This window comes from Amycolatopsis saalfeldensis (assembly GCF_900110575.1).
In the GTDB taxonomy this organism is placed as follows: Bacteria; Actinomycetota; Actinomycetes; order Mycobacteriales; family Pseudonocardiaceae; genus Amycolatopsis; species Amycolatopsis saalfeldensis.
Map to the genome: position 1 here is coordinate 911845 of NZ_FOEF01000001.1, position 26231 is coordinate 938075.

A 26231-nucleotide genomic window follows, 5' to 3' on the forward strand; every position below is an offset into this window, starting at 1 on the left:
AGGAAGCTTCTCGATGAGGATGCGATTGCGGACCAAAGCGGCTGTGCTGGCCGCCGCGGCGCTCGTGACGGCGGCGTTCACCGCCGCCCCGGCGCAGGCGGCGACCGGCGGCGACAACGACCCGTCCTGCCGGCCGAGCGCCGCGCACCCCCACCCCGTGGTCTTCCTCCACGGGCTGGGCGCCACCTACTACGAGGACCTGAACTTCATGCAGTCGGCCGTCGCGGCCAAGGGCTACTGCACGTTCAGCCAGACCTACGGCGCCTACCCGGGCTTCCCCGTGGTCGGCGGGCTGCGCCCGATCGCCGACTCCGCGGCCGAGATCAAGGCGTTCATCGGCCGGGTGCTGGCCGAGACCGGTGCGTCCAAAGTGGACATCGTCGGGCATTCCGAGGGCGGCTTCCAGTCCCTCTACGTGACCAAGACCCAGGGCATCGCGGACAAGATCGGCACCGTGGTGGCCATCGCGCCGCCCACCCACGGCACCACCTTCGGCGGGCTGACCAAGCTCGCGTACCTGCTGGGCCAGGGCGAGCGTGACGCCGTCGGCCAGGCGCTGTCCACGCTCGGCTGCCCGGCCTGCGACAACCTGATCACCGACGGCGCCGCGGTCACCACGCTGGACAACGGACCGATCGCCCAGCCCGGCGTGCGCTACACGGTCCTCACTTCGCGGGCCGACGAGCTGGTCACGCCCACCGACACCGCGTTCGTCCGCGAGCCGGGCGTGGACAACCAGTACGTCCAGGACACCTGCCCGTTCGACCCGGTGGGCCACATCGGCGAGGCCTACGACCTCAACGTCTGGAACCTGGTCACCAACGCGCTCGACCCCGCGCACGCCACGAAGTTCCTCTGTGTGGTGGGCTCCCCGGGCTGACCGGTCAGGACTCGTGAGTGTTCCTGCCGGTGGGAACCGTCACGAACACTCACGAGTCGGTCAGTAGGCGACGGTGAATCGTGCCCGCGGGTGCTTCGGCTCGTCGATCTCGTCGACGAAGGCGATCGCGTAGTCCGCGCCGCTGATCCTCGAGTGGCCGTCCTCGTCCGACAGCAGGACGTCGCCGCCCAGGCGGAACTCGCCGGTGCGCTCGCCGGCGTTCCAGGCGCCGAACTCGGCGGCCGGGCTGACGTAGAACCAGTCGTCACCCTCGGGCAGCGCGCGCAGGGCCGCGAGGACGTCGGCGTGGCTGCCCGCCTCCGCCTTGTACTCGTCCGGGAATTCCGGGGTGTCGATCAGCCGCGGGCCGCCCTCGGCGACGTGCAGCGAGCCCGCCCCGCCGACGAACGACAGGCGCGCGCCGGCCGCGCGGGCCGCGTCCACCAGCGTCGGCACGGCGTCCAGCAGGCGACGGCCCTCGTCATCCGCGCGACCCGGCGTCGCGACCACGATCACGTCGGCGCCGCGGGTCACGTCCGTGACGAAGCCGGCGTCGTGCATCGAACCCGCGCGCGCCTCGACGCCGTCCGGCAGGCCTTCAGCCTTACGCGCGACGCCGACCACCGAATGGCCGCGCCGCAGCGCCTCCTCCGTGATCCGGCCGCCGGCGTACCCCGTCGCGCCGAACACCACCAGCTTGCTCATGACCGCTCCTCACCCAAGGACTCCGTGCTTGACGGCGCCGATGGTAAGGACGGGTGATCGGCTACTTCAACGAAACCAACGCACCCGCGGGTAGGCGTGCAGGTCAGCCGCCGAGCGCGGCGAAGGACGTCGCCAGCTTCTGCTTCACGGCGTTCGCGTCGAACGGCACCCGGACCTCGGCGACGGCCGTCGGCTTGGCCAGCACCTGGTAGCTGGCCGTGCGGTTCGGCAGCGAGAACTTGACCGAGCAGGACATCGTGATCGTCGCGTCCGCCGCCGCGTCGCCCTGGGTGGTGCAGGTCTGCGAGCCGAGCGCGTCGGCGCTCATCTCGACGGTCAGCGTCACGTGCACCACCGGCTTCGGGTCCGAGTCGCCGCCCACCACGCTGGTCGAGACGTCCACCGAGGTGGTGCAGGAGCCGACGAAGTCCTTGCAGTCGAGCTTGTCGTTCAGCACCGCGACGCTGGCCTGCGCGAGTCCCTCGAACGGCTGGCCCAGCCCGCCCACGGCGTTGTCGAAGTCGGTGTGGAACTTCTTCAGCTCGTCACCGGCGATCGGGCGGACCTGGAACCCGGCGCCGAGCTTCGCCCCGCCCTGCGGGTCGATCAGCGCCGGCGCGAAGCCCACCACGCGGTTCGGCTGCGCGGCGGTCACCTGGAGGGTGCCGAGGCCGCCGCCGAGCTGGTACGCCTCCGTGCCGTCGGGCTGCTTCTGCCGCACCGGCTCGGCCGTCTGGTTCAGCGTGGCCAGCGACTTGCCCAGCTCGTCCGCGAGCTTGCCCGGCGCGAGCTTCGCCCCCGGGTCCACGGGCAGCTCGGTGCCGACGGTGTGCACCCAGCCGGTGCCGAACCGGGCACTGCTGTCCTCCAGCCCGTGCGCCTTCCAGTAGTCCGCGTTCGCGGAGACGTACAGCTCGCCGCCGACCTGCACGATCTGCACGGCCTGGCCCTCGAACGGCAGCGTGCCGATCCCGTCGCCGTCGCGCGTGACCCGGAAGGTCAGGTCCGCGGGCTTGCCGGAGGCGTCCTTGACCGTGGTGTCGTACTGCAGCGCCGGTGCCTGCCGCAGCGCGTCGAGCGCCGCGGCGACGGCGGTCTTCTGCGCCGCGAGCCGGTCGGCTTTCTGCTGGTCGGCGGCCGAAACCCCGGCCGAACCGGACACCGCGACCTGGCAGCCCGCGAGCAGCCCGCCCATCAGCACGACCGCCACGGCGGTCCATCGAGCCCGCATTCCCGCCCCTCTTTCCGCCGGGATCATCTCATCCCCGCGACCGGTGCCGGGAGCACCTTTATTGTGTCGTCACCCACCGCCCGGCCCAAGGTCGGCGCGCGCGGGCGCCCCCGTCGTCACCGCACCGGCCCAGGCTGGTCTACACTTCTCGAGTTGTCTCGGCGAGGCGGGTGCACCATTCGGTGCCCAGCGTGATCGACGCGGCGGTTTGAGAAGCCCCCGTGGACCCCTCACGCCCGGTACTCGCCGCCGTACGCAACCGCCCCGAGCAGAGATCGACGATCCCCGCCGCCACTGCTGCACCGCATCGTGATTTGAAGGAGTGCTACACCGTGTCCGAGGTACGTCTTTCCGTCGAGCCGCGCACCGAGTTCGGCAAGGGTGCCGCGCGGCGCACCCGTCGTGCCGGCAAGATCCCCGCGGTCCTGTACGGGCACGGCTCGGACCCGCGGCACTTCGCGCTGCCGGCCCTCGAGTTCGCCCGCGTGGTCCGCGAGAACGGCAGCAACGCCGTCATCACCCTCGACCTCGAGGGCTCCGACGAGCTGGCGCTGACGAAGACCATCGTCGTGCACCCGCTGAAGAACTACATCGAGCACGTCGACCTGCTGGTCGTCAAGCGCGGCGAGAAGATCACCGTGGACGTGCCCGTCGTCGTCACCGGCACCGCCGCCCCGGGCACCCTGGTCGCCCAGGACCTCGACACCATCCAGGTCGAGGTCGAGGCCCTGCACATCCCGGAGCAGGTCGAGGTCTCCGTCGAGGGGATCGAGGCCGGCGTCCAGATCAGCGCCGGGCAGCTCACCCTGCCCGCGGGCGCGGAGCTGGTCACCGACCCCGAGGCGCTGGTCGTGGCCGTCAACGAGCAGCGTGAGTCGACCGAGGACGAGGACGCCGCCGAAGGCGACGCCGCCGCCACCGAGGCCGCCGAATAAGCTCACTTCCGTGAGTGAAGACCTGCCCGGGGCCGGCGAGCTGATCGTGCTCGCCGGCCTCGGCAATCCCGGGCCCCAGTACGCCGGCAACCGGCACAACGTCGGCTTCATGGTGCTCGACGAGCTGGCCGCGCGCATCGGCGGCAAGTTCAAGGCCCACAAGAGCGGCGCCGAGGTGCTCGAGGGACGGCTTTCCGGCCGTCGCGTGGTGCTGGTTAAGCCCCGCTCGTTCATGAACCTGTCCGGCGGGCCCGTGGTCGGCGCCGCCCGGTTCTTCAAGGTCCCGCCGTCCGGGGTCGTCGTGGTGCACGACGAGCTGGACGTGCCGTTCGGCGCGCTGAAGCTCAAGCTCGGCGGCGGCGACAACGGCCACAACGGCCTCCGCTCCATCACCAAGTCGCTCGGCACGCGTGACTACTACCGCGTGCGGTTCGGCATCGGCCGCCCGCCGGGCCGCCAGGACCCGGCCGACTTCGTGCTGAAGGACTTCTCGACGGTGGAGCGCAAGGAGCTCCCGTTCGAGGTCGACCGCTGCGCCGACGCCACCGAGGCACTGGTCGCCAAGGGCCTCACGGACGCGCAGAACGAGTTCCACGCGGGCTGACCACTCCGTTGCTCTCAGTGAGTGATGGTCGGTGACGTAACGCGATATCTCCTCACTCGATGGGCGGCTTCTGCTTCCCTGATCGAGTCGACCCGGGGTGCTTTCCCTTCCGGGTGCCCCGATGACCGGTTAGGACGGAGGGCGGGAGTTCGCACACCGACCTTGAATCGGAGAATCTTTCATGTCGTTCACCGCCGAGGACCTCGCCGAGGTCGCTTTCGGTAACGCCCCGATCGGCCGCCGCGGATACGCGAAGAACGAGGTCGACGAGTACGTGCGGCGCATCGCCAAGACGATCGCCGAAGAGGACGACCTGACCGCCGCGGAAGTCCACCACGTGATGTTCAACAAGCCGCTGATCGGCAAGCGCGGCTACGACGAGCGTGAGGTGGACCAGTTCCTCGACGAGGTCGAGGACCAGCTGGCCGACCTCTCCGGACGGCGCGCCCCGGGTGTCCCGGGCGCCCGCGACGAGCACGAGGCCACCGCCCAGCGCGCCCCACGCCCGGCCGGGGAAGCGGCCGAACACCTCCAGGACCGGTAACCCGAGGCGGTGCCGGGGGGGACGCCGTCCCCCCGCGCCCGCCATCAGACCCGGACCGCCGTACCCCGCGGCCGCCCGCTTTCGAGCCCGGGCCGCCGTGCCGTTCTTCTTGAACGGCCCAGCGATCCGAGCCGGGACGAGGCGCGAAAGTCCCCTCCGCACCGGAACCCGGCGCCGTTCCCCCGCGGCGCAGTTGTTCTCCCACCCTCCGGACTCCCAGCCCCGACAGCGAAAAGCCCCCTCCCGCGACTCCATCCTCGTCGCGGGCGGGGGCTTTTCGCGTGGGTCAGGAGTTCGCGTCGTGCGAGATCTTCTCGGCGTACTGGACGGCCGTGGCGGCGCGCTTGACCTTGCCCGAAGGCGTTTTCGGCAGGCTGCCGGCCGGCAGCACGACCACGGCGAACGGCCGCATGTCGACCGCGTCGCGCACCCGGGCCGCGACCTCTTTGGACAGTGCCCGCTCGGCGTCGGCGTCACCGGCCAGCTTGGACTCCACCACCACGGCGAAACGCTCGCGACGGCTGCCGGCGTCGATGCGCACGGCCACGGCGTTGCCCGCGCGCACGCCCTCCACCGAGGTGGCCGCGCGCTCGATGTCGGTCGGGTAGAGGTTGCGGCCGCCCATGATGATCACGTCCTTGCGCCGCCCGCAGATGACGATCTGGCCGTTCACCAGGTAACCGAGGTCGCCGGTGTCGAGCCAGCCGTCGGCGTCCTGGGTGTCGACCGGGCCGTCGACGGTCAGGTAGCCCGGCGTCACGGCCTCGCCGCGCAGCCGGATCTCGCCGACCTCCCGGTCGCCGAGCCGGTGGCCCTGGTCGTCGACGATCTCCGCCTCGAGGCCGTCGAGCGGGCGTCCGAGCATCGCGAACGAGCGCACCGAGTCGGTCCCGCGCCGCGGGTCGCCCTCGGGCACCGGCACCGCGCGGTTACCGGCCTCCAGCGCTTCGGCTTCCACCACGTCCAGCGTGAGCCCGGTGAACAGCGGCGCGAACGAGACGGCCAGGGTCGCCTCCGCCATGCCGTACGCCGGGAACACGCACTCGGCCGGCATCTTGAACCGGGCGCCGGCCTCGACGAACGTCTGCACGGCGGTCTCGTCGATCGGCTCCGCGCCGTTCAGCGCGATGCGCAGCGTGGACAGGTCGTAGGCGCTCTCGTCGTCCACCCGCGCCATGCGGCGGCCGACGATGGCGTACGCGAAGTTCGGCGCCGCCGTGGTGGTGCCGCGGTACTTCGTGATCAGCTCCGGCCAGATCAGCGGCCCGGACAGAAACTCCACCGGCGTGATCTTGACCAGCTCGACGCCGAACGTCATCGGCACGGTCAGGAAGCCGACCATGCCCATGTCGTGGAAGGTCGGCAGCCAGGACACCATCACGTCGGTGTCGAAGTCGAACTCCGCGCGCTCCACCATCGCCTTGACGTTGGTGTAGAGGTTCCCGTACGTGATCCGCACGGCCTTCGGCTCGGCGGTCGACCCACTGGTGAGCTGCAGCAGCGCGGTGTCGCCCTCGGCGGTGGGCACGACCTCGGCCAGCGGCTCGCCGTCACGCAGCTCGGTGATCAGCCGGTAGCCGATGCCCTTCTCCGCGAGCACCGGCGCGAGCGCGTCGAACGGCTCGCCGAGCACCACCAGCTCCGCGCCGATCATGCCCAGCACCTTGACCGTGTCGTCCGCCCATTCGGCGAGGTCCGTGCGCTGGGTGGGCTGGTGCAGCATCGTCACGCTGCCCCCGGCGAGCCAGACGGCCTGCACGGTGGGCGCGATCAGCGAAGGCGCGGCGGCCAGCACCGCGACCGCGCTCCCCGGCGTCAGCCCGCCTGCCACCAAGGCCCCGGCGACCCGTAGCGCCTCGTCGTGGACCTCGGCCCACGTCCTGCGCACCGGCTCCTTGGGCTCCCCGGTGACCATGCCCCGCTGCTGACCCCGCCCTGCCGCCGTACCGACGAGCGTGTCCACGAACCGACTCATGGGCGTCAGATTACTGTCTGGTTGTCAACGCCCGCCGCCCGTGGCCTGAACAGCGCTGTTCGGCTCGGTGCACCCGGCTCGACGGGCGGCTATTCGGCCGCCTCGGAGGTCTCCAGCCAGCGCGCCTCGACGTCGTCCTTCTCCGCCTGCAGCGTCTTCAGCTCGGTGTTCAGCTCGATCAGCTTCGCCGGGTCCGTGGCCGCTTCGGCGAGCGCCACGTGGATCTTCTCCTCGCGCGAGGAGAGCTGGTCGAGCTTGCGCTCCAGCCGGCCGAGCTCCTTGCGCGCGGCCCGCACCTCCGCCGCGTCGCGCTTGGCCTCGGCCTTCGCCGGGGCGGCCTCGACGGACTCACGGCGCGGGGCGGCGTCACGGATCTTCAGGCGCCGCTTGAGGTACTCCTCGATGCCGCCGGGCAGGTCGGTCACCTCGCCGTCGCCGAAGAGGGCGACCGTGGTGTCGCAGACGCGCTCGACCAGGTACCGGTCGTGCGAGACGACGACCATCGTGCCGGGCCAGCCGTCGAGCAGGTCTTCCAGCTGCTGCAGGGTGTCGATGTCCAGGTCGTTCGTCGGCTCGTCGAGCAGCAGCACGTTCGGCTCGGCCATCAGCAGCCGGCACAGCTGGAGCCGGCGCCGCTCGCCGCCGGACAGGTCGCCGACCGGCGTCCACTGGCGGGCCTGCGGGAAGCCCAGCTTCTCGCCGAGCTGCGAAGCGGTCATCTCCTGCTTGCCGAACACCACGCGCCCGGCGACCTGCTCGATCGCCTGCAGCACCCGGAGGTCCTTCGGCAGGTCGTCCAGCTCCTGGCGCAGGTGCGCGAGCGCGACGGTCTTGCCCTGTTTCCGGTGCCCGGTCGAGGATTCGATCTCCCCGCCGAGCAGTTTGAGCAGGGTGGTCTTGCCGGAGCCGTTCACGCCGACCAGGCCGATCCGGTCACCGGGGCCGATCCGCCAGGTGACGTGGTCGAGCAGGGTCCGGCCGCCGACGCCGACGGTCACGTCCTCCAGCTCCAGCACCGTCTTGCCGAGCCGCCGCTTCGCGAACGCGTGCAGCTCGACGGTGTCCCGCAACGGCGGCACGTCGGCGATCAGCGCCTCGGCGGCCTCGACGCGGTACCGCGGCTTCGACGAGCGGGCCTGCGGGCCGCGGCGCAGCCACGCCAACTCCTTGCGCGCCAGGTTCTGCCGCTTCTCCTCGGCGGTCGCGGACAGCCGCGCCCGCTCGGCACGCGCGAAGATCCAGTCCGCGTAACCGCCTTCGTACTGCTCGACGCGGCCGTTCGCGACCTCCCAGGTGACGCTCGCGACCGTGTCCAGGAACCACCGGTCGTGGGTCACGACCACCACGGCGGTCCGGCGGGCGAGCAGGTGATCCGCCAGCCAGCGGACCCCCTCGACGTCCAGGTGGTTGGTGGGCTCGTCGAGCACCACCAGGTCCAGCTCGCCGGTCAGCGCGGCGGCGAGCGCGACGCGACGGCGCTCTCCACCGGAAAGCGTGGCAGTCGCCTTGTCCAGCCCGATCGCGGTGATCCCGAGACCATCCACAATGGACCGGACGCGGGCGTCGGCGGCCCATTCGTGCTCGGCGCCGTAGCGGGCCAGCACGACATCGCCGACCGTGCTGCCCTCGGGCAGCTCGGTGCGCTGGGTGACCACGGCCATCCGCAGCCCGCGCACGTGGCTCACGCGCCCGTCGTCCGGTTCACTCAGTCCCGAGAGGACCTCCAGCAGGGTGGTCTTGCCACCGCCGTTGAGGCCGACCACGCCGATGCGCTGTCCTTCGGCGACGCCGAGGGAAACCTTGTCCAGCAGCGGCTTCACCCCGTAGGACTTGCTCACCGACTCCAGGTTGACCAGGTTGGCCATCCGATCCCTTCCACAGTGGACAGTTCAATGAAGATCAGGCGTGCACGCGCGGCGGCGTGCTGCGCGGCGCGTCGTCGCCGCCGACCACCCGCGCGCCGGGCACCGGCCCGTGCGCGACGCGCACCGTGCGGCACACCCCGGCGCCGGACAGCTCGGCGGCCACCTCAACGGCCGCCTGCGCGTCGACGCAGAGGAAGGCACACGTCGGGCCCGAGCCGGAAACACAGCCGGCCAGCGCTCCCGCGTTCACGCCCGCGCGCAGGGTGCGCCGCAGGCCCGGCCGCAGCGAGACGGCCGCGGCCTGGAGGTCGTTGCCCAGCAGCAGCGCGAGCTGCCGCGGGTCACCGGAAGCGAGCGCCTCGACCACGGGCGTGTGCGCGCCGACGCGCGGCGGCTTGCCCTCGGCGCGCAGCCGGTCGAGCTCGCCGAACACCTTCGGCGTGGAGAGGCCCTTGTGGTCGAACGCGAGCACCCAGTGGAACGTGTGCCGAGACAGCACCGGCACGAGCTGCTCGCCGCGCCCGGTACCGAGCGCCGTGCCGCCGTACAGCGCGAAAGGCACGTCGCTGCCCAGCTTACCGGCGATCGCGGCCAGCTCGTCGCGGGTGATGTCGAGCTTCCACAGCGACGCGAGGCCCACGAGCGTCGCCGCCGCATCCGCGCTGCCGCCGGCCATGCCGCCCGCGACCGGGATCCCCTTGCGCAGCACGATGCGCACCTTCGGATCGTCGTCGTCCGGACGGCCGGCGTACGCGGCCAGCTCCCGCGCCGCCCGCCAGGCGAGGTTCGTGGCGTCGGTGGGCACCGTGCCCTCCCCCTCGCCGTAGACCTCGAGCCCGGGCTCGTCGGTGGCCGCGACGGTGACCTCGTCCGTCAGCGAGAGCGCCTGGAACACGGTGACCAGCTCATGGAAACCGTCCGCGCGCGGGTCGCCGACCGCCAGGTGCAGATTGACCTTGGCCGGGACCCGGACGGTGACTGGGGGAGGAACCACTGCGAGCACCCAGTCAGCCTACGTGGCCGGGCCGATCGGCTGGCCACCAGGAGAAACTCGGGGCGCCGCCGACCTTCCGCGCACGGGCTGCCGCGTTCGGCAACCCCTCCCCGGCCGGACACCCGTACCCGGATTTCGGACAGCCGTCCCGGAACCCCGGACACGGGAAAGGCCGCCCCGCAAAACTGCTCCGGGACGGCCTTTCCGAGCGAATCGATCAGGCGGCGACGACGCTCTGCGGGCCGCGCGCGGTGTGGGTCACGTGGGCGCCGCGGTCGGCGATCCAGGCCAGCGCGGCGTCGGCCCGCTCGCCACGGACGCCGAGGCGGAAGCGGCCGATCGGGGTGTCGCCGATGCGGGTCAGGCCGCCGCCGATGGTGGCGAGCTCGACGTCGAACCGGCCGGCCGCCTCGGGCAGGAGCGCGCCCACGGAGGCGAAGCCGATCAGCACGACGTCGGCCGAGCGGTCGTACTTCGCGGTCTGCGCCCGGGTGGTCTCGATCGCGGGCAGCACCGCCTGCGCGGTCCAGCTGCCCGGCGACGCGATCAGGTCGAGCACCGTGCCGCGCTCGACGATGGCGCCTTCCTCCAGCACCGCGACGTCGTCGCAGACCCGGCGGACGACGCCCGCGTCCTGCGTGGTCACCAGCACCGTGACACCCAGCTCGGCGCGCGCCCGGTCGAGCACCGCCAGCACGGCGCCGGCCTCCTCCGGGGCGATGCCCGCGGTCGGGTCGTCGGCGAGCAGCACGGCCGGTCCGGCCGCGAGCGCCTTGGCCACGGCGACCCGGCGCAGCTGGCCGTCGGTCAGCTCACCCGGGTGCTGGGCGGCCCGCGCGGTCAGCCCGGCCAGGTCGAGCAGCGAGCCGACGCGGCTGCGGCGCTGCGGGCCGTCGACGCCCAGCTGCTCCAGCGGGGTCGCGATGTTGCCGGCCACGGTGCGCTCGGCCAGCAGCTCCGGCTTGGTGCCGACGATGCCGAGCTGGCGGCGGACCTCGCGCAGCCGGCGGCCGTCGAGGGTGCCGGTGTTGAGGCCGTCGAGCCGCACGACGCCGCGGTCGGGGCGCTCCTGCAGCGCGATGCAGCGGGCGAGGGTCGACTTGCCCGAGCCGGCCGGGCCGACCACGCCGAAGAGGGAGCCGGCCTGCACGTCGACGCTCACGTCACGCAGCGCGGCGACCGGATTTCCGTTGAGGGGAAAGGATTTGGACACGTTTTCGACAGTGATCACGAAGGGCTCCAAGCAGGGGGCGCAGCACCGTTCACGGGCGCGCCGGGCGTCACCGATAAACCGTCCGAAGAGGACGGCGCTCAAGAAGAAGCGGAAGAGAGGATCAGGCGATGACCATGGAGCGTCGACACGCACATACCGTGCGGCGACCTTCGTCGACTACGCGCCGCTTGGTGAGCAGGAGCGGTCGGGGTTCCCTCTTCATCGGAAACAGCCTCCATCGGTCCTGGCGGTAGCACCTGCCCTGCGGAGGGTGGTTGCTGCGACTTCGGCGAGCCAGGTCTCTCAGTCGCTCGGGATGGACATACCGAGTAAAGCCGATCCCATTGGGTGAACGCAAGCGCGTTGGTGCAGATCACACGAGTGGTGGCGCCCGGATACCGGAACACTCCGTCCTGCATCGCGGAACGTGAGGACGGTTCACCGGTCGGGCCGCTTGACACGACCGGCCGCGCTCCGATAGCCGGGCCGCCGGGCAATTCCCCTGTGGACGGTCAGGAACCCTTCATGGGCGGCGCCTTCTTACGCCGCTCGTCGAGCACCACGAGCAGCGCGAACGCCACGGCGATCACGCCGGCGCGGATGCCCACCGCGCCGACGATCACCTCCCACAGCCGGTACCAGCCCTCGTTCATGTCCCTTCCTGGTGATACAGACGTATCAGATACACTCGTACCACACAATCGAGGAGCACGATGGCCAAGCGGGTGGACCACGACCAGCGCCGGCGTCAGATCGCCGAAGCGGTCTGGCGGATCGCCGCCGCCCGCGGCCTCGAGTCGGTGAGCATGCGCGAGGTGGCCGCCGAGGCCGGCGTCTCGCTGCGGCTGGTGCAGTACTACTTCGAGACGAAGCACAACCTGCTCGTCCTGGCCCTGCGCTACCTCCACGAGCAGGGCGAGTCACGAGCGCAGGCCCGCATCGCGGAGCTGCCGGAGCAGAGCCCGCGCGGCGTCCTGCGCTCGGTGCTCACGGAACTGCTGCCGCTGGACGAGGAGCGCGCGCAGTCCCTGCGCGTGCACATCGCGTACTTCAGCCGCACGCACAGCGATCCCGAGCTGGCGAAGGTTTTCCTCGGCGAGGGCACGCCGATCGAAGACCTGGTGGCCGGCCTGCTGTCGGCGGCGTCACTCGTGCCCGGCGCGGACCCCTGGCACGAGGCGAACCTGCTCGTCTCCGGCATCACCGGGCTGGGGCTGGACGTGCTGCACGACCGCTACCGGCCCGACGAGGTCGTCGCGACCCTCGACTACCACCTCGACCGGCTGTTCGGCACCGCCTGACCGCCGTCCGGCGTGGTTCAGACCTGTGCGGCCAGCCGCGCGAAGTCGTGCACGTCCAGCTGCTCACCGCGGGTCCGCGGGTCGATGCCCGCGGCGGTGAGCAGCTCGCCCGCGCGGTCGGCGGACCCGGCCCAGCCCGCCAGCGCGGCCCGCAAAGTCTTGCGGCGCTGGGAGAACGCGGCGTCCACGAGGTCGAACAGGGTCTTGCGGTCGACGTCGGTCACCGGCGTCTCGGCCCGTTCGAAGGAGACCAGCGCCGAGTCGACGTTCGGGACCGGCCAGAAGACGTTGCGGGGCACGGCGGCCACCTTGCGGGCCGGGCCGTACCAGGCGAGCTTCACGCTCGGCACGCCGTAGATGCGGCTGCCGGGGCCCGCGGCCATCCGGTCGGCCACCTCGGTCTGGACCATCACCAGCCCCCGCCGCAGCGAGGGCAGCTCGGCCAGCAGGTGCAGCACCACGGGCACCGCGACGTTGTACGGCAGGTTCGCGACCAGCGACACGGGCGCGGCCGGCAGATCGGCGGCCCGCACGCGCAAGGCGTCCGCGCCGAACACGGAAAGGCGTTCGGCCGCTTCGGGGGCCCGCTCCGCCGCCGTCCGCGGCAGGCGCTCGGCCAGCACGGGATCGATTTCGACGGCGACGACGTCCGCGCCCGAAGCCAGCAGCCCCAGGGTCAGCGAGCCGAGCCCGGGCCCGACTTCGAGGACGACATCGCCCGCGCCCACCCCGGCCAGTTCGACGATGCGGCGAACCGTGTTGGGGTCGTGCACGAAGTTCTGCCCGAGCTTCTTCGTCGGGCGGACGTCGAGCTCGGCCGCCATCCCGCGGATCTCGGCAGGCCCCAGCAGTTCAACCACCGGGAGAGCCTACCGAGCCGTGGGTACGGGAGCGGAACTCAGGCCTTCTTGCCGCAGACCGGCCAGGCGCTGTAGTCGCCACGGGCGTCGTGGACCTTCTGGGCGATCGCGATCTGCTGGGCGCGGCTGGCCTGGTGCGGGTAGGCCGCGTACTGGTCGCCGCCGTAGGCGTCCCAGGTGCTCTTGTTGAACTGGAGGCCGCCGTAGTAGCCGTTGCCGGTGTTGGCGGCCCAGTTGCCGGTCGCCTCGCACTGCGCGATGCGGTCCCAGGCGGAGCCGTCGCCGATCGCCGGGTCGGCGGGCTTCATGGTGCCGACCTTGATGATCTTCGGCTTGGCCTGCACCAGGACCTGCTCGGAGACCTGCTCGCGCGAGATCTCTTCGCCGTTCTTCTTGGTGACCTTGTAGGTGACCATCTTCTGGCCCGGGGTGCCCGGGTCCACGACGGTGGTCTTGCCCTTCTCCAAGGTCGGGTCGTCGGACTGCTGCACGTCCGGGTCGATGGTCTCCTGCTGGTTGACCATCGAGACGCCCATGCGGCTCACGTGGACTTCAGCGCCGTCCTTGAGCGTGACGTCCAGACCACCTTCGACGGCGTCGTCCGGGCCGAGGTTCATCTTGAGGTCGGAGACGAACTCCTTGGTGGTCACCGCGTTGCTGGTGACCTTCTTCGGGGCGTTCGTGCCGTCGTAGAGCGTGATGTGCTTGAGGGTCTTGACCTGGACGGTGGAGCCCTCCAGCGGCAGCTGGCCGCTGGCCGGCATCGAGGTCCAGGCGCCCTTGGCGACCAGGTCGGCCATGCCCAGCTGGGTCATCGCGTCGCCGAGGCTGCTCGCGCGGACCCACGAGGGGCGCGAGACGCCGTCGACGACCAGGTTCAGCTGGCGGCCGCGCTCGAGCTTGATGACGCCGCCGTCGCCGACCGCGGCCTGCGGGGAGGGCGAGAGCGAGTCGTGCGCGCCGACCGAAAGGCCGGCGTCCTGGAGGACCTCGCCCACGGTGTCGCCGTAGCTGTGCACCGTGCGCTGCTGGCCGTCGACGTCGACCGTGACGCTCTTGTTCATCGCCAGCGCGGCGGCGCCACCGCCACCGCCGACGGTGATCAGCACGGCCAGCACGGCGCCCTTGAGGAACCGGCGCTTCCAGGTGCGGGTGGCCTCGATGAGGCCTTCCTCGACGGCGACCTTCTGGGTCTGCGGCGTCGCGGTGCGGTCCTCGGCCACCTCGTCCGGCAGGACGAGCGGCGGGAGCATCGTGGTCTCGGCATTGATCAGCCGGATCAGCTCGTCGACGTCGACGTCGATCTCGGCCATCAGCGTGTCGGCGTCCGGGCCCAGCGCCGCGAGCACGTCCTGCTGGGTCACGTACAGCTCGTCAGAGAAGTCCAGATGCCCGTACGCGGTGTCTTCGAGTTCGCGGTCGAGCACGGCCACCGAGCCGGCGGAAGCGAAGAAGGTGTCCTCGGCCCTATGGCGCGAGCCACCCTGCCTACTACCAGTCACTTGGGTCGTTCCCTTTCCCAGGACAGTCGCGTTTCCGCGACCGAACCTTCGTCGCGACGCGCCATACGGCGCGCCTCTCAAGTCCGACACCCCCAGTCAGCGCCATCGTCACGGGTCCGAGTCGTACCAACCTCGGTCCCGCTTCCCCGACGTGCACTGACGTGACTGTGGGCGTATCAGCCGGTTCCGCTTCGGCGGCACCGACCGGCACGATCACGGGACAGTAACGGAGGTCGGCGGGTTGCGCAAACACCCCCCGGAGTGTCGTGACCCGCGTCACTCATCAGGTGGACGAACAGGAGAACCCGAACGTCGCAATGTGTTGAACCCGTTGTCACGCTGGGGAACCGCCGGTCAGCCGGAAGACGCGTTCGGCAGTGGTCCGGACCGCTTCGGCGACTTCGTGGACGCCTTCGCCCCTCAGCGCCGCGAGGTGCCGGACGGTGTAGGCCGCGCAGTAGGGCTCGTTCGGCCGCCCACGGAACGGGTGGGGCGTCAGGAACGGCGCGTCCGTCTCGGCGAGGTACTGGCCCGCCGGGCAGATCCGCGCCGCCTCGTGAAGGCCGCGCGCGTTCTTGAACGTGACGGTGCCGGCGAAGGACAACACGTAGCCGGCATCGATGCAGCGGCGCGCGATGTGCTCGTCGCCGGAGAAGCAGTGGAAGACGACGTCGTCCGGAGCGCCCTCTTCGTCCAGGATGCGCAGGACGTCCTCGTGCGCTTCGCGGTCGTGGATCATCAGCGGCTTGCCCACGCGCTTGGCGAGGTCGATGTGCCAGCGGAACGCGTCCTGCTGGGCGTCGTGCGGCGAGTAGCCCCAGTAGTAGTCGAGGCCGGTCTCGCCGACCGCGACCACCCCCGCGGCCTTCGCGAGATGCTCCACTTCGGACCGTTCGGAATCGCCGAAGTCCTTGGTGCGCGTGGGATGTATGGCGACGGCGGCGAAAACCCGGGTGTCCCAGGTGGACGCGTCGGCGGCCCACTGGGCCGAGGCGAGGTCGTCGGCGACCGTGATCACCCGCGCGACGCCGGCCCGCTCGGCCCGGTCGACCATGGCCGTCACGTCGGCCGCGGTGACGGCGCCGCACGCGTCGAGGTGGGTGTGGGCGTCCACGACCGAGGCCGGCAGGCGGTCCGGGATCGGCGGCAGTTCACGCTTCTCGTCACCCATGGCGCCGAAGATACTCGTGGGTGTTCACGCCGGTTCTCACCGGCTTGAACACCCACGAGCCCTTATTTGACGATCGGGGCCCACTCCGGGCCGGTCTCGCCGAGTTCGGGGTCCAGCTTGGTGAACAGCGGCGTCGGCTTCGACAGGGGACGGCCGACCTCGATCGGCTGCGACTCCCACTTGGCCTGCTCGCCCGCGTAGTCGCCGGTCAGGATCGGGTTGACGCGACCGGGGATGTCGAGGTCCTCGACCTCCTGCAGCTCCGGCTGCGCGGCCCAGACACCGGTGCCGCCGAGCGCCTCGTGCACCTTCTGCGCCGAATGCGGCAGGAACGGCGTCAGCAGCGTGTTCGCGTCGCTGACCACTTGCAACGCCGTGTGCAGCACGCTGTCACGCCGGGCGGGGTCGTCCTTGAGCTTCCACGGCTCCTGGTCCGACAGGTACCGGTTGGCGGCCGTGACCACCCGCATCGCCTCGCTCGAAGCGGCCTTGAAACGCGAGCGCTGCAGATGCGCGCCGGCGGTCTCGAAAGCCTTGCGCGACAACGCCTTCAGCTCCTCGTCGGCGGCCGTCGGCGCCTCCGGGCGAGGGATGGCGCCCACGTTCTTGTGCGCCATCGAGATCGACCGGTTGACCAGGTTGCCCCACTCGTTGGCCAGCTCGAAGTTGGTGCGGCGCACGAACTCGTCCCAGGTGAAGTCGGTGTCCTGGGTCTCCGGGCCGGCCGCCGAGATGAAGTAGCGCAGCGCGTCCGGGCCGTACTCGCGCAGGAAGTCGTGCACGTAGATGACCGTGCCGCGCGAGGTGGAGAACTTCGAGCCGCTCATGGTGAGGAACTCGCTGGACACGATCTCGTCCGGCAGCCGCAGCCTGCCGTACTTGCCGGGATCGCCGCCGCGATCGCCCTCGCCGTTGTGGCCGAGCAGCAGCGCGGGCCAGATCTGGGCGTGGAAGGTGATGTTGTCCTTGCCCATGAAGTAGTAAGCGCGGGCGTCCGGGTTGGTCCACCACTCCTGCCACGCTTCCGGGTTGCCCGAGCGCCGGGCCCACTCGACGCTGGCCGAGAAGTAGCCGATCACCGCGTCGAACCAGACGTAGAACCGCTTCATCGGCTGGTCGCTCCAGCCGTCGAGGGGGATCTTCACGCCCCAGTCGAGGTCACGCGTGATCGGGCGGGGCCGCATGTCGTCGATCAGGTTGCGGGTGAAGTTGAGGACGTTCGGGCGCCACTCGGTCTTGGTCGCCAGCCAGTCGCCGAGGACCTTGGTGAACGCGGGCAGGTCGAGGAAGTAGTGCTCGGTCTCGACGAACTTCGGCGTCTCGCCGTTGATCCGCGACTTCGGGTTGATCAGCTCCGCGGCGTCGAGCTGGTTGCCGCAGTTGTCGCACTGGTCGCCGCGCGCGCCGTCGTAGCCGCAGATCGGGCAGGTGCCCTCGACGTAGCGGTCCGGCAGCGTCCGGCCCGTGGACGGGCTGATCGCGCCGCGCGTGGTCTTCGGGATCACGTAGCCGTTGCGGTTGAGCGCCAGGAAGATCTGCTGCGTCACCTCGGCGTGGTTGCCGGTCGAGGTGCGGGTGAACAGGTCGTAGGACAGGCCGAGCCCGCGCAGGTCCTCGTCGATCTGGCGGGTGTACTTGTCCGCGGTCTGCTGCGGGGTCAGGCCCTCCTTGTCGGCCTGGACGGTGATCGGGGTGCCGTGCTCGTCGGTCCCGGACACCATGAGCACCCGGTTGCCGGCCATTCGCTGGTAGCGGGAGAAGACGTCGGACGGGACGCCGAATCCGGATACGTGGCCGATGTGGCGGGGCCCGTTGGCGTAGGGCCAGGCCACCGCTGTCAACACAGGGGTGCTCATACCTGTTTAGGTTACGGAAGCGGTCCACGGCGTTTCGTGGCCGGTCCGTGAAGGGAGAACGGGTGTCGGCGACGCGTCTGCTCGTGCTCGGGGTCGTGCGGATGTACGGCCGGGCGCACGGCTATCAGGTGCGGCGGGAGCTGCTGTCCTGGTCCGCGGACAAGTGGGCGAACGTGCAGCCCGGCTCGATCTACCACGCGCTGAAGAAGATGACCGCGGAGCACCTGCTGGAGCAGGTCGAGGTGGAACCGGGCGACAGCGGCCCGGACCGCGTGGCCTACCGGCTCACCGCCGACGGCGACCACGAGTTCCGGGTGCTGCTGGCGCGGGCGCTGGCCGACGCGCCGATGAGCCGCCCGGAGATGGGCGCCGCGGTCAGCCTGATGCCCGCGCTGTCCCGCAAGCACGCCCTCACCCTGCTGCGGAAACGGCTGGTGGACTTCGAGGCCGAGGCGAAGCAGTCCCGGATGCTCATCGACAACGGGGAGGACTGGGGCAAGGCGGCGCACGTGAGCGAGCTGTTCCGGCTGTGGTCCGGGATCGCCGACACGAGCCACGAATGGCTCATCGGCCTGATCGCCCGGCTCGAGGCGGGCGAATACGTGATGGCCGACGATCCGGGCTCGTCGTTCGGCAGCCCGCCGGAAACCGAGTAATCAAGTTTGACTAGTGCCGCCCTCCTCGGGCACAGTGTGGTCTTCGATTAGTCAAACTTGACTAGTTGATCACTGGGAGGAGAGGGGTTCGCATGATCACGGCACGTGGTCTCGAGCGGCGGTTCCGCCGCAAGGGCCGCAGCGGTGGTGAGGTGCACGCGGTCAAGGGGGTCGACCTCGATGTCGAGGCCGGCGAGCTGGTGGGGTTCCTCGGTCCGAACGGGGCCGGCAAGACCACCACGCTGCGCATGCTCACCACGCTGCTGAAGCCGTCCGCGGGGACGGCGACCGTCGGCGGGCACGACCTGCTGGCCGACCCGCTGGGGGTCCGGCGCAACATCGGCTACGTCGCGCAGGGCGGCGGCTCGGCGCCGGAGAGCCGGGTCGACGAGGAAATCGAGCTGCAGGGCCGGTTGTACGGCATGAGCAAGGCCGACGTGCACGCACGCGGCGCCCTGCTGGCCGAGCAGCTCGACCTGGCCGGCCTCGGCGGCCGGCTGACCAAAACACTGTCCGGCGGCCAGCGGCGGCGGCTCGACATCGTCCTCGGGCTGGTGCACAGCCCCGGGCTGGTCTTCCTCGACGAGCCGTCCACCGGGCTCGACCCGCAGAGCCGGGCGAACCTGTGGGACCACATCCGCCGGCTGCGCGCGGAGCACGGGGTCACGATCTTCCTGACCACGCACTACCTCGACGAGGCCGACGCGCTGGCCGACCGGCTGATCGTGATCGACGACGGCCGCATCGTCGCCGAGGGCACCCCGGACTCGCTCAAGGCCCGCGTTTCCGGCGACGGCGTGGTGGTCGGCGTCGAGCCCGAGGTGACGTCCGCGGCCGCGGACATCGCCCGGCAGCTCACCGGCGCGCACGACTTCGACGTCGAGGACGGCCTGATCCGGTTCCGCGTGCCACGCGGTGACACGGCCATGCCGGAGCTGCTGCGCGCGCTCGACGCGAAGGACATCGTGATGTCGTCGATCCAGGTCACCCGGCCGACGCTCGACGACGTGTTCCTCACGCTCACCGGGCGCTCGCTGCGCGACGCCGAGCAGGGCGCGGCCCAGCCGGAGGTGACCCATGTTGCGTGACACCTGGCTGATCTTCCGGCGGGACATGGTCGGCGCGCTGCGAAACCCGGCCTGGCTGCTGATCGGCATCATGCAACCGCTGCTGTACCTCTTCTTCTTCGGGCCGCTTCTGGTGAAGACGCTGAACGCGCAAGGACTGTCCGACGTGGACGGCTGGATGGTGCTGACCCCGGCGCTGATCGCGCAGCTCGCGCTGTTCGGCAGCTCGTTCGTCGGGTTCTCGCTGCTGGCCGACTACCGCTCCGGCGTGGTCGAGCGGCTGCGCGTGACGCCGGTCAGCCGCGCGGCCCTGCTGCTGGGGAAGGTGCTGGCCAACGCGTTGCAGGCGGTGGTGCAGTCGATCCTCATCATCGTGCTCGCCTACCTGGTGTTCGATCTGAACGCGCCGGTCGGCGGGGTGCTGCTGAGCCTGCTCATCGTGTTCCTGCTGGCGGTGACGCTGGCTTCGTGCTCGTACGCGCTGGCGCTCACGCTGAAGAGCGAGCAGTCGTTCCCCGCGTTGCTGAACGCGGTGCTGATGCCGCTGCTCCTGCTGTCCGGGATCCTCATCCCGATCACGGCCGGGCTGGCACCGAAGTGGCTGTACACGATCTCGCAGATCAACCCGTTCCGGCACGTGGTCGACGTGGAGCGCAACAGCTTCCGCGGCGACTTCTCGATGGACGCGCTGTTCACCGGGAGCGTGGTGGTGCTGGTGATGGCGGTGCTGGCGATCTGGTGGGGCACCCGCACGTTCCAGCGCGAGAACGCCTGACCAGCCGGGACACGCCGGGCACCGGTCACGCTGCGCCCTTGACAGAGACGTAGGGTGTTCTTTCACCCGACGTGGGGCTGGTGGGGGCGCAGAGTGACCGAACCGGAGATCGAGCGAGGGCTCACCCTCTCCCATCGTGAGCAGGTACTCGACTGGGCAGTGGTCCGGGACGCCGAGATCCGGTTCGCCTCGGTGACCGTGAGCGAGAACGTGAACTGGAGCGACGCGGGCGCCGAGCGCACGCTGGCCGGCGCGCAGCGGGCCGGCCTCCACACCGGCGCGCGGCACTACGCGCGGCCCGGCGCCGTGCACGACCAGGCCGAGCACTTCGTCCGGACGGCCAGCAAGCTCGGCGCGTTCGCCCCGGGCTCGCTGGCCCCCGCGCTGGAGGTGGACGCGCAGAGCGTCGACGACCGGTTCGTGAAGGCGTGGATCAAGCACGTGCGGCACGCGGCGCGGATCGAGCGGGTGCTCGTCTACGCCGGCCACGACTGCTGGGCGCACCGGCTCAATCCCGACCGCTGGGCCGACCCCGAGGTGGTGCTCTGGCTGGTGCGGCACAACGGCATCGCGGGCCGGGCCGGCTGGTTCCACTCCCGGCTGGGGCTGCACCAGTACGCGTGCGAAGACGACGTGCCGGGGATCAGCGGGCCGGTCGCGCAGGACGCGGTGGTGTACCCGTTCAAGCTGTCCGACGTGCTGCTCTGATCACGTTCCCGCTGGCCAGCCAGCTTTTCCGGGCACAATGTCCGGATGCGGTTCCAGCGGCAGCGCCTGTCCACCCCCGTGACCCCGTCACGGGCCGTGGAGCTGCTGTCCGCGTACGCGCTCGCGCACGGCCTGCCGCAGCCCGCGGCGCTGTGCGGCTCGTGGTTCGGCTCGACGGCGATCGTCGCGCCGTTCCCCGAGATCACCGCGGGCCCGTTCCCCACCGTGCTGCCGGAGGTCGAGGACGCCGTGCCCGGCTGTGTGGGCGGCGGCTGGTTCGGCTCCCTGTCCTATGACCTGGCGGACCCGTCCGGGCGCCGCGGGGCGCTGCCCGCCTCGGTGTGGGGGTGGGCGGACCACGTGCTGCGCTGGGATTCCGACGGGGTGTGCTGGTTCGAATCGCTCGCCGACCCCGGGCCACGGTTGTCCACTGTGGAGCGTGCACTGGCCGCACCAGCGAAGCTGTCTTGGTCAGCTTCGCGGTTGCACCGCCCCTCAGCGGCTTCGCACCAGCAGGCCGTGAAGGCGTGTGTGCACGAGATCGAGGCCGGTGAGCTGTTCCAGGCCAACGTCTGCTGCCGGTTCACCGGTGACTTCGCCGGGGAGCCGGCCGCGCTGTTCGCCGAAGGGGTCCGACGGCTGGCGCCGCGGCGGGCCGCGTACATCGCCGGCTCGTGGGGGTCGGTCGTGTCGCTTTCGCCGGAGCTGTTCCTGGAACGCCACGGCCGGCGCGTGCGGTCCAGGCCGATCAAGGGCACGCTCCCCCGCCGCGGCCCCGAGGACGACGGGAACGCGGCGCGGCTGCGGGATTCCGCCAAGGACGTCGCCGAGAACGTGATGATCACCGACCTGGTGCGCAACGACCTCGGCCGGGTCTGCGCGGTCGGCAGCGTGGTGGTGCCGGACCTGCTCGCGGTCCACCCGGCACCGGGCGTCTGGCATCTGGCGTCCACTGTGGAGGGACGGCTCGCGGACGGGGTGACCGACGAGGCGCTGCTGGCCGCGACGTTCCCGCCGGGCTCGGTGACCGGCGCGCCCAAGATCCGCGCGCTGGACCTGATCGCCGCGCTGGAGCCGGTTGCGCGCGGGGTCTACACCGGAGCCGTCGGACTGGCTTCGCCGCTGGCCGGGCTGGAGCTGAACGTCGCGATCCGGACGTTCGAGATCCACGACGGCACCATCGAGCTGGGCGTCGGCGGCGGCATCACGGCCGATTCGGACAGTGCGGCGGAGTGGCAGGAGTGCCTGCACAAGGTCGCTCCGCTGGAACGGCTGCTGGCCACCCCGCCGCACTGAGCCGTTGTCAGCGGGTGGGGTCGAGCAGGAGCTTGCCGATGGTGCCGCGCGAGCGGAGGGCTTCGTGCGCGCCGCGGGCGTCGGCGAGCGCGTACTCGCCGCCGGGGATCGCGCGGATGGCCCCGCCGGCGGCCAGGTCGAACAGCTCGGTGAGCGCGGTGCCGAAAACGTTGCCGGGCAGGCGGAAGACGTGCGGCAGCCACATGCCGGCGACCGTGGTGCTGTGGCCGAGCAGGTTGCGCGGCTCGACCGGCTTGGGCTGCTTGCGCCCGGCCATGCCGTAAAAAGCCAGGCGGCCGAACGGCGCGAGGGCCGTGAGGCTCTGGTCGGTGGTGGTCCCGCCGACCATGTCGAGCACCACGTCGACCCGCTTGCCGCCGTTGGCCTCCAGCAGAGTTTCGGTCATGTCCTCCGCGCGGGAGTCGACCGCGACGTCGGCGCCGAGTTCGAGGGCCAGCGCGCGCTTCTCGTCGCTGCTGGCGGTCGCGATCACGCGGCCCGCGCCCCACGCTTTGGCGAGCTGCACCGCGATCGTGCCCACCCCGCCGGCCGCGGCGTGCACGACCACGGACTCACCGGCGTCGAGGTGGACGTTCTTGCGCAGCAGGATCCAGGCGGTGGCGCCCTGGACCAGCATGGACAAGGCGGTGAGGTCGTCGATGCCCTCGGGCAGCGGGAAGGCCATGGCTTCGGCGGCCACCGCGCGCTCCGCGTAGCCGCCCCCGCCGTTCAGCAGCGCGACGACCCGACGGCCGTCCGCCGTGCGCCCGACCACCTCGCCGCCGGGGACCAGCGGCAGCTTGCTGGGCGCGAGGTAGGAGTTCTCCGCCTGGTGCGTGTCGGCGTAGTTCACCCCGATCCGCTCGACGTCGATCAGCACTTCACCGGGCCCGGCGACGGGGTCCGGCAGCTCGACGAGCTTGAGGACCTCGGGACCACCGAACTCGGTCACCTGAACTGCGCGCATCTTCGTCTTCCTCCTCGGCCACGGCTGATGAGACACTCTGCCAGATGTCTCACCGATGCGACAGTACGTGATAACGTCTCACGCCATCGACACCCCACTCTCGCGCTCACTCGCCGCCCCGCGGCCCGACGCCGTGGCCGCCTTCCGCCTGGCGCGGACCTGGTTCCTGGCCGGGCGCCGGGTGGACATGCGCGAGCTGGCCGCTTCGCTGGGCGTCAGCCGCGCCACGCTGCACCGCTGGGTCGGCGGCCGCGACCAGCTGCTGGCGGAGGTCCTCTGGGCGGAAACGGCTTCGGTACTGGACAACGTCTCGTTCACCGGCCGCGGCGCGGCGGGCATCGCGGACGCCATCGGCGCCTTCGTGCGCACGGTGAACGCTTCCGCGCCGTTCCGCTCGTTCCTCCAGCGGGAGCCGGAGCGGGCGCTGCGCCTGCTGACCACCAAGGCGAGCCTGGTGCAGTCGCGGACCATCGGAAAACTGGCGGGCCTGCTGTCGACGGAGGTCTCGGCGGGCCGCCTAACCACGCCGTTGCCGGTCGCGGACCTGGCCTACCTGCTGGTCCGCATCGGCGAGTCGTTCATCTACACCGACGTGATCACGGGCGAGGAGCCGGACGCGTCGAAGGCCCACGCCGCGGTGACCGCGCTGCTCTCGTAAACCGGCTTACTTCCGCGAGGCGAGCACCGCGTCGTAAAGCTCCTTTTTGGACACTCCCGCCGCCTCGGCGACGTCGGCCGCCGCGGACTTCAGGCGTTCGCCGGCGGAGACGCGGGACGAGACCTCGCCGACGAGGTCGGAAACGCTCACCGCGCGGGGCGCCGCGCCCTCCAGCACCACCGTGATCTCGCCGCGGACGCCGTCGGCGGCCCACTCGGCCAACGAAGCCAGCGTGCCCCGCTTGACCTCTTCGTACGTCTTGGTCAGCTCTCGGCAGACGGCGGCCCGCCGCGTGCCGCCGAGCGCGGCGGCGGCGTCGGCCAGCGTCGAGGCCACCCGGTGGGGCGACTCGAAGAACACGGCGGTCCGCGGCTCGGAAGCCAGCGAGGCCAGCCATTTCCCGCGTTCACCCGGCTTGCGCGGCGCGAAGCCCTCGAAGCAGAACCGGTCGCACGGCAGTCCCGAGAGCGCCAGCGCCGTCGTCACCGCGGAAGGGCCGGGCAGGCAGGTCACCGGCAGGTCCTCGGCTACGCAGGCAGCTACCAGGCGGAAGCCCGGGTCGGACACGCTGGGCATTCCGGCATCGGTCACCAAAAGCACCGTTTCGCCCGCACGCAAGGATTCCAGCAGCTTCGGCAGACGCGCGGTCTCGACGTCTTCGTAGAAGCTCACCACGCGGCCGGACGGCGTCACGTTCAGCGCGGAGGCCAGCGTCCGCAGCCGGCGCGTGTCCTCGGCCGCGATGACGTCCGCCGTGGCCAGCGCCGTGATCAGGCGCGAGGACGCGTCGCCGGTGTCGCCCAGCGGGGTCGCGGCGAGGACGAGCCGTCCGGGCGAAGTGGTCATGACGGCCAGCGTAACGACGCCCGTCACAGCCGAGCCACTAGTATCGGGCCCCGTGACCGCACTGCTGACCCGTCCCGACGACGAGAGCGTGCGGCCGGACCCCCTCGACGCGCTCCGGCCGCCGACCGACCGCGAGGCCACCCTCCTCGGCCGCGGCATGCCGGCCGACCGGCTGCGCAGCTGGATCGTCACGCTGGTGCTGACGCTGATCGGCGGGTACGTCCGGCTGCAGAACCTCGGCGTCCCCACGGACCACGGCACCCCGGTCTTCGACGAAAAGCACTACGTGCCCCAGGCCGCGCAGATGCTGCGCAACGGCGGCTACGAGGACAACGCCGGCTACGAGCTGATCGTGCACCCGCCGCTGGCGAAGGACTTCATCGCGATCGGCGAATGGCTGTTCGGCTACAACGGCTGGGGCTGGCGGATCATGCCGGCGCTCGCCGGGACGCTGATCATCCTGCTCACCGTCCGCATCGCGCGGCGGCTCACCCGCTCGACGCTGCTCGGCGGCATCGCGGGCGTGCTGGTGATCAGCGACGGCGTGCTGCACCTGCAATCGCGCATGGGCATGCTCGACATCTTCATCGCGCTGTTCGCGCTCGCCGCGTTCGCCTGCCTGCTCTGCGACCGCGACCAGGTGCGCCGGCGGCTCGCGGTCGCCGTGCGCGAGGGCTGGGCGACCGAGTCCCCGTGGGGCCCGAAGCTCGGCTTCCGCTGGTGGCGGTTCGCGACCGGCGTGATGATCGGCCTGACCTTCGGCGTCAAGTGGTCCGCCCTCTACTACATCGCGGCGTTCGGCCTGCTGACCGTGTTCTTCGACGTCGCGGCGCGGCGCGCGGCCGGCGTCGAGCGGCCGTGGGTCGGCACGATCCGGCGTGACGTCGCCCCGGCGCTCTGGGCGATCGTGGCCATCCCGGTGCTGATGTACCTGGCCGCGTTCTGGGCCTGGTTCGCCAGCGAGACGGCCACCGACCGGCACTACACCGAGATCAAGGACATCGCGCCCGGCCTGTTCGCCTGGGTGCCGCCCGCGCTGCGGTCGCTCGGCGACTACACGCTGAACGTGCTGCACTTCCACGAAACCCTGCTCACGCCCAAGGACAACCCGCACCCGTGGGAGTCCAAGCCGTGGACGTGGCCGATGGGCCTGCGCCCGATGCTCTACTACTACGACGGCAACGTCACCGGCTGCGGCGAGTCCCGGTGCGTCGGCGCGACGATGCTGATCGGCACCCCGGCGATGTGGTGGGTCTCGCTGCCGATGCTCGGCTGGGGCCTGTGGCGCTGGTTCTTCCGCGCCGACTGGCGCTACGCCGCCGTGCTCGTCGGCTACTTCGCCGGCCTGCTGCCCTGGTTCACGAACATCGACCGGCAGATGTACTTCTTCTACGCGACTCCGATGGCGCCGTTCCTCGTGCTCGGGATCGTGCTCGTGCTGGGGCAGATCCTCGGCAGCGCGAAGCTCGGGTTCGAACGGCGAGGCACCGGTCTGCTCGTCGTCGCCCTGTACACCGGGCTGGTGGTGGCCAACTTCGCCTGGCTGTGGCCGATCCTGAACGGCGTGCCGATCACCAACGCCCAGTGGCAAGCCGAAATGTGGCTGCCGTCCTGGCGTTGAT

General features: G+C 71.1%; 25 protein-coding genes and 1 riboswitch. Of the genes, 12 read left to right on the forward strand and 13 right to left on the reverse strand.

Annotated elements, in window-relative coordinates; translation table 11 throughout:
- The first annotated feature begins 13 nt into the window (after positions 1-13).
- The gene (locus BMY97_RS04125) at positions 14-880 is read left to right on the forward strand and encodes an esterase/lipase family protein (protein ID WP_245787127.1); all 867 of its coding nucleotides are present in this window, start codon (positions 14-16) and stop codon (positions 878-880) included.
- 60 nt (positions 881-940) lie between these two features.
- Here BMY97_RS04125 and BMY97_RS04130 read toward each other — a convergent pair whose 3' ends face one another.
- Positions 941-1585, reverse strand: coding sequence for an NAD(P)-dependent oxidoreductase (locus BMY97_RS04130; RefSeq protein WP_091612520.1), 645 nt, complete (start codon positions 1583-1585; stop codon positions 941-943).
- A 103-nt stretch (positions 1586-1688) separates the two neighbouring features.
- Positions 1689-2816: a hypothetical protein gene (locus BMY97_RS04135; protein ID WP_177231164.1), complete on the reverse strand. Its 1128-nt coding sequence runs from the start codon at positions 2814-2816 to the stop codon at positions 1689-1691.
- Positions 2817-3148: 332 nt separating this feature from the next.
- Between BMY97_RS04135 and BMY97_RS04140 the strand changes: the two genes are divergently transcribed.
- The 3 genes from BMY97_RS04140 to BMY97_RS04150 all read left to right on the forward strand — a co-directional run bounded on the left by BMY97_RS04140 (position 3149) and on the right by BMY97_RS04150 (position 4899).
- Complete coding sequence (locus BMY97_RS04140) at positions 3149-3751, forward strand: 50S ribosomal protein L25/general stress protein Ctc (protein ID WP_091612969.1); 603 nt, start codon at positions 3149-3151, stop codon at positions 3749-3751.
- Between the two features lie 10 nt (positions 3752-3761).
- Positions 3762-4355: an aminoacyl-tRNA hydrolase gene (gene pth, locus BMY97_RS04145; RefSeq protein ID WP_091612526.1), complete on the forward strand. Its 594-nt coding sequence runs from the start codon at positions 3762-3764 to the stop codon at positions 4353-4355.
- A 181-nt stretch (positions 4356-4536) separates the two neighbouring features.
- Positions 4537-4899, forward strand: coding sequence for a DivIVA domain-containing protein (locus tag BMY97_RS04150; protein ID WP_091612528.1), 363 nt, complete (start codon positions 4537-4539; stop codon positions 4897-4899).
- A gap of 286 nt (positions 4900-5185) precedes the next feature.
- On the opposite strand, the gene BMY97_RS04155 is transcribed toward BMY97_RS04150, so the two are convergent.
- From BMY97_RS04155 to BMY97_RS46835, 5 genes are all read right to left on the reverse strand, one after another.
- A complete protein-coding gene (locus BMY97_RS04155; RefSeq protein ID WP_091612531.1) occupies positions 5186-6874 on the reverse strand; it encodes a fatty acyl-AMP ligase in 1689 nt (562 codons plus the stop codon).
- Between the two features lie 89 nt (positions 6875-6963).
- Entirely contained in the window at positions 6964-8739 is a 1776-nt protein-coding gene (locus BMY97_RS04160) for an ABC-F family ATP-binding cassette domain-containing protein (protein WP_091612533.1), read from the reverse strand.
- A 34-nt stretch (positions 8740-8773) separates the two neighbouring features.
- Entirely contained in the window at positions 8774-9733 is a 960-nt protein-coding gene (locus BMY97_RS04165; protein ID WP_177231183.1) for a 4-(cytidine 5'-diphospho)-2-C-methyl-D-erythritol kinase, read from the reverse strand.
- Between the two features lie 217 nt (positions 9734-9950).
- A complete protein-coding gene (locus tag BMY97_RS04170; RefSeq protein ID WP_091612972.1) occupies positions 9951-10964 on the reverse strand; it encodes a methionine ABC transporter ATP-binding protein in 1014 nt (337 codons plus the stop codon).
- Positions 10965-11162: 198 nt separating this feature from the next.
- Positions 11163-11269: riboswitch (SAM riboswitch) on the reverse strand.
- A gap of 189 nt (positions 11270-11458) precedes the next feature.
- Positions 11459-11599, reverse strand: coding sequence for a hypothetical protein (locus tag BMY97_RS46835; RefSeq protein WP_177231165.1), 141 nt, complete (start codon positions 11597-11599; stop codon positions 11459-11461).
- 60 nt (positions 11600-11659) lie between these two features.
- On the opposite strand from BMY97_RS46835, the gene BMY97_RS04175 reads away from it, so the two are divergent.
- On the forward strand, positions 11660-12247 hold the full coding sequence (locus BMY97_RS04175; RefSeq protein WP_091612538.1) for a TetR/AcrR family transcriptional regulator: 588 nt from the start codon (positions 11660-11662) through the stop codon (positions 12245-12247).
- A 17-nt stretch (positions 12248-12264) separates the two neighbouring features.
- On the opposite strand, the gene rsmA is transcribed toward BMY97_RS04175, so the two are convergent.
- From rsmA to metG, 4 genes are all read right to left on the reverse strand, one after another.
- Positions 12265-13107 carry a 16S rRNA (adenine(1518)-N(6)/adenine(1519)-N(6))-dimethyltransferase RsmA gene (rsmA, locus tag BMY97_RS04180; RefSeq protein WP_091612541.1) on the reverse strand — a complete coding sequence of 281 codons (843 nt, stop codon included), beginning with the start codon at positions 13105-13107 and terminating at the stop codon, positions 12265-12267.
- Between the two features lie 38 nt (positions 13108-13145).
- The gene (locus BMY97_RS04185) at positions 13146-14534 is read right to left on the reverse strand and encodes a resuscitation-promoting factor (protein WP_091612975.1); all 1389 of its coding nucleotides are present in this window, start codon (positions 14532-14534) and stop codon (positions 13146-13148) included.
- A 409-nt stretch (positions 14535-14943) separates the two neighbouring features.
- Positions 14944-15780, reverse strand: a complete 837-nt coding sequence (locus BMY97_RS04190) for a TatD family hydrolase (protein ID WP_091612544.1) — start codon at positions 15778-15780, stop codon at positions 14944-14946.
- 62 nt (positions 15781-15842) lie between these two features.
- Entirely contained in the window at positions 15843-17636 is a 1794-nt protein-coding gene (metG, locus tag BMY97_RS04195; RefSeq protein WP_177231166.1) for a methionine--tRNA ligase, read from the reverse strand.
- 62 nt (positions 17637-17698) lie between these two features.
- Here metG and BMY97_RS04200 point away from each other — a divergent pair, with 62 nt between their 5' ends.
- The 5 genes from BMY97_RS04200 to BMY97_RS04220 all read left to right on the forward strand — a co-directional run bounded on the left by BMY97_RS04200 (position 17699) and on the right by BMY97_RS04220 (position 22138).
- Positions 17699-18292 (forward strand): PadR family transcriptional regulator, encoded by a 594-nt coding sequence (locus BMY97_RS04200; RefSeq protein ID WP_091612547.1) that lies wholly within the window; start codon positions 17699-17701, stop codon positions 18290-18292.
- A 92-nt stretch (positions 18293-18384) separates the two neighbouring features.
- Positions 18385-19380 carry an ATP-binding cassette domain-containing protein gene (locus BMY97_RS04205; protein ID WP_091612549.1) on the forward strand — a complete coding sequence of 332 codons (996 nt, stop codon included), beginning with the start codon at positions 18385-18387 and terminating at the stop codon, positions 19378-19380.
- Positions 19370-20134 carry an ABC transporter permease gene (locus BMY97_RS04210; protein WP_091612552.1) on the forward strand — a complete coding sequence of 255 codons (765 nt, stop codon included), beginning with the start codon at positions 19370-19372 and terminating at the stop codon, positions 20132-20134. The genes BMY97_RS04205 and BMY97_RS04210 overlap by 11 nt, the downstream gene beginning before the upstream one ends.
- A gap of 93 nt (positions 20135-20227) precedes the next feature.
- The gene (locus tag BMY97_RS04215; protein ID WP_091612555.1) at positions 20228-20842 is read left to right on the forward strand and encodes a glycoside hydrolase family 25 protein; all 615 of its coding nucleotides are present in this window, start codon (positions 20228-20230) and stop codon (positions 20840-20842) included.
- A 45-nt stretch (positions 20843-20887) separates the two neighbouring features.
- Positions 20888-22138 (forward strand): aminodeoxychorismate synthase component I, encoded by a 1251-nt coding sequence (locus BMY97_RS04220; RefSeq protein WP_091612557.1) that lies wholly within the window; start codon positions 20888-20890, stop codon positions 22136-22138.
- 7 nt (positions 22139-22145) lie between these two features.
- On the opposite strand, the gene BMY97_RS04225 is transcribed toward BMY97_RS04220, so the two are convergent.
- Entirely contained in the window at positions 22146-23105 is a 960-nt protein-coding gene (locus BMY97_RS04225) for a quinone oxidoreductase family protein (RefSeq protein WP_091612559.1), read from the reverse strand.
- 187 nt (positions 23106-23292) lie between these two features.
- Here BMY97_RS04225 and BMY97_RS04230 point away from each other — a divergent pair, with 187 nt between their 5' ends.
- Positions 23293-23763: a QsdR family transcriptional regulator gene (locus tag BMY97_RS04230; RefSeq protein ID WP_091612980.1), complete on the forward strand. Its 471-nt coding sequence runs from the start codon at positions 23293-23295 to the stop codon at positions 23761-23763.
- Between the two features lie 6 nt (positions 23764-23769).
- Here the strand turns inward: BMY97_RS04230 and rsmI are convergent, their stop codons facing one another.
- Positions 23770-24609 (reverse strand): 16S rRNA (cytidine(1402)-2'-O)-methyltransferase, encoded by an 840-nt coding sequence (rsmI, locus tag BMY97_RS04235; RefSeq protein ID WP_091612983.1) that lies wholly within the window; start codon positions 24607-24609, stop codon positions 23770-23772.
- Positions 24610-24661: 52 nt separating this feature from the next.
- Between rsmI and BMY97_RS04240 the strand changes: the two genes are divergently transcribed.
- Positions 24662-26230 (forward strand): dolichyl-phosphate-mannose--protein mannosyltransferase, encoded by a 1569-nt coding sequence (locus BMY97_RS04240; RefSeq protein ID WP_091612562.1) that lies wholly within the window; start codon positions 24662-24664, stop codon positions 26228-26230.
- Position 26231 lies beyond the last annotated feature (1 nt).

Excerpts from the sequence above, each read along its gene's own strand:
- BMY97_RS04125 (WP_245787127.1), top strand. The coding sequence starts at position 14 with ATGAGGATGCGATTGCGGACCAAAGCGGCTGTGCTGGCCGCCGCGGCG.
- BMY97_RS04130 (WP_091612520.1), bottom strand. The coding sequence starts at position 1,585 with ATGAGCAAGCTGGTGGTGTTCGGCGCGACGGGGTACGCCGGCGGCCGG.
- BMY97_RS04135 (WP_177231164.1), bottom strand. The coding sequence starts at position 2,816 with ATGCGGGCTCGATGGACCGCCGTGGCGGTCGTGCTGATGGGCGGGCTG.
- BMY97_RS04150 (WP_091612528.1), top strand. The coding sequence starts at position 4,537 with ATGTCGTTCACCGCCGAGGACCTCGCCGAGGTCGCTTTCGGTAACGCC.
- BMY97_RS04155 (WP_091612531.1), bottom strand. The coding sequence starts at position 6,874 with ATGAGTCGGTTCGTGGACACGCTCGTCGGTACGGCGGCAGGGCGGGGT.
- BMY97_RS04160 (WP_091612533.1), bottom strand. The coding sequence starts at position 8,739 with ATGGCCAACCTGGTCAACCTGGAGTCGGTGAGCAAGTCCTACGGGGTG.
- BMY97_RS46835 (WP_177231165.1), bottom strand. The coding sequence starts at position 11,599 with ATGAACGAGGGCTGGTACCGGCTGTGGGAGGTGATCGTCGGCGCGGTG.
- BMY97_RS04175 (WP_091612538.1), top strand. The coding sequence starts at position 11,660 with ATGGCCAAGCGGGTGGACCACGACCAGCGCCGGCGTCAGATCGCCGAA.
- BMY97_RS04190 (WP_091612544.1), bottom strand. The coding sequence starts at position 15,780 with ATGGGTGACGAGAAGCGTGAACTGCCGCCGATCCCGGACCGCCTGCCG.
- metG (WP_177231166.1), bottom strand. The coding sequence starts at position 17,636 with ATGAGCACCCCTGTGTTGACAGCGGTGGCCTGGCCCTACGCCAACGGG.
- BMY97_RS04205 (WP_091612549.1), top strand. The coding sequence starts at position 18,385 with ATGATCACGGCACGTGGTCTCGAGCGGCGGTTCCGCCGCAAGGGCCGC.
- BMY97_RS04210 (WP_091612552.1), top strand. The coding sequence starts at position 19,370 with ATGTTGCGTGACACCTGGCTGATCTTCCGGCGGGACATGGTCGGCGCG.
- BMY97_RS04220 (WP_091612557.1), top strand. The coding sequence starts at position 20,888 with ATGCGGTTCCAGCGGCAGCGCCTGTCCACCCCCGTGACCCCGTCACGG.
- BMY97_RS04225 (WP_091612559.1), bottom strand. The coding sequence starts at position 23,105 with ATGCGCGCAGTTCAGGTGACCGAGTTCGGTGGTCCCGAGGTCCTCAAG.
- BMY97_RS04230 (WP_091612980.1), top strand. The coding sequence starts at position 23,293 with ATGCGCGAGCTGGCCGCTTCGCTGGGCGTCAGCCGCGCCACGCTGCAC.
- rsmI (WP_091612983.1), bottom strand. The coding sequence starts at position 24,609 with ATGACCACTTCGCCCGGACGGCTCGTCCTCGCCGCGACCCCGCTGGGC.